This window comes from Glaciibacter superstes DSM 21135 (assembly GCF_000421145.1).
Classification (GTDB): Bacteria; Actinomycetota; Actinomycetes; order Actinomycetales; family Microbacteriaceae; genus Cryobacterium; species Cryobacterium superstes.
The window spans coordinates 1-1,705 of record NZ_ATWH01000036.1; the positions used below are offsets into that span (position 1 = coordinate 1).

The window sequence follows — 1,705 nt, forward strand, 5'->3', positions numbered from 1 at the left end:
AGCTGATAAGCCATGAGTGGGGGCGTCGCCTTGATAGGCGGCTAGCCACGGCCGGAGCGTGGGAGATGTCAATGTGGAGCACGCGCAGCGCAGCGAGCATGAACGACATTGACATCGAGGAGCGCAGGCTGATGGTAGGCCGTCGAGGCGATGGCCTTGCCGTGATCACTGGCGAGTACCGCTGGTGACGCGGGCTTAGCGCCGTTCGGCGGTGAGGAGGTCCGTGATGTTGCTTCAAGCGCCCTTGGGTGCATCGGCTCTGGTGGTGGCGATCGACCCGGGGAAGGTGATGAACCGGGTTTGGGTCAGTGACGGTGAGGGCCTGGTGACCGAGCCGATCTCGATGCCGGTCTCGCGCGCCGGTATCGGGGATTTAGAAAGCTCGGTCGAGGGGCACACGGCTGGACACGACCAGTTGGTGATCGCGATCGAGGCGACGGGGAGCCTGCACCGTGCGTGGGCCGCGGAGCTGGAGCGGTTGCATCCCGGGTCGGTCCGGTTGTTCGCTCCTTCGGAGACCAAGGCTGCGCGCACCCAGCTCGGGTCGGGCCGATTCAAGACCGATGACCGCGACTGCGCCGCGCTGACCTACATGGCCCGGCAGGGGGCAGGGCGGCAACAGGCTGAGGACTCGGCCGTGGATGAGCTGCGTGCCGCGGTCCGTCACAGGCGGGGCCTGGTCGCGGATCGGAAGAAGGCCCAGCAACGGTTGCACGATCAGCTCAACGCTCTGGTTCCTGGCTTGTCGGCGCCGGCTGGGCACGGGCGCTCGCTTCCGATCGAGACGCCGACTGGCCAGGCGGTGCTGGCCTGCGCGGTCGCCTTCGCGGGGCGACCACCCTCGACGCGCTCCCTGATCGCCAGGTCGCCGGGCCGGTTGACCCAGGCCACGGCGCAGTACTGGGCGGACCGGTGGCGTGGTTGCCTGCCCCCGCCGCCAGATGCGCAGGCACGAGCGCAACGGCTCGGCCGGGACCTGCAGCGCTACGGGAGCCTGCAAGGCGACGTCGCGGCCCTCGAGAACGAGATCATGCTGCTGCTAGCCCCGACCGACGGCCAGGTTCTCACCAGCCTGCCCGGGGTGGGCGCGATCCGAGCGGCGGCGTTCGCGGCACACAGCCTGCCGATCGCGCGGTTCCCCGACGCCGAGCACCTCTACTCAGCGACCGGGCTGGCGCCAGCGATGTATGAGTCCGCGACCCTGCGACGACGCGGACGCATCTCCCGGCAGGGCCTGGCCGAGCACCGCGACGCGCTGATGGGCATCGCCTGGGGCCTGTCCATGTTCTCGCCGGCGTTCGCTGAACGTGACACGCAACTGCGCACCCGCGGGATGGCCCCGATCCAGGCGCGCGTCGCGCTCGCCCGGAACGCCTGCCGCCTGGTGTATCGCATGCTCGTGACCCAACAACCCTTCGATGAAGACGCGTATTGTCAAGGAAGGCTCAGTCGCGGACGGTGACGGCCACGGTAGCTATGCCGCTCGACGGCGCAACCTAGCTTGCCGCCCGCCCGCGCTGGGCCGCCTCTCACGGCGCACACGAAAGCCTGCCGCACAACGGCGCCTGATCAGCCTGCCGAACCAACGACGGCCCAGCCCTCCACACGAACGCATGTCCATCGACCTCCCACAGCCCGGTCCAAAAACGTCCCGGGCCGATCACACACGTCCAGCATCAAACTTGACACATGGCGCGAAAGCTAG

The 1,705-nt window shown here is 68.7% G+C and carries 2 protein-coding genes; both read left to right on the forward strand.

Annotation, left to right across the window (positions count from 1 at the left end; all coding sequences use genetic code 11):
* A partial coding sequence (locus tag K323_RS30325) for a hypothetical protein (RefSeq protein WP_033373975.1) occupies positions 1-188 on the forward strand: 188 nt, incomplete at its 5' end.
* A gap of 38 nt (positions 189-226) precedes the next feature.
* Positions 227-1,462: an IS110 family RNA-guided transposase gene (locus tag K323_RS0123360; RefSeq protein ID WP_022887671.1), complete on the forward strand. Its 1,236-nt coding sequence runs from the start codon at positions 227-229 to the stop codon at positions 1,460-1,462.
* The last annotated feature ends 243 nt before the right edge of the window (positions 1,463-1,705 follow it).

What these genes read in the sequence shown, in the direction of transcription:
- K323_RS0123360 (WP_022887671.1), top strand. Translation starts at nt 227, where the DNA reads ATGTTGCTTCAAGCGCCCTTGGGTGCATCGGCTCTGGTGGTGGCGATC.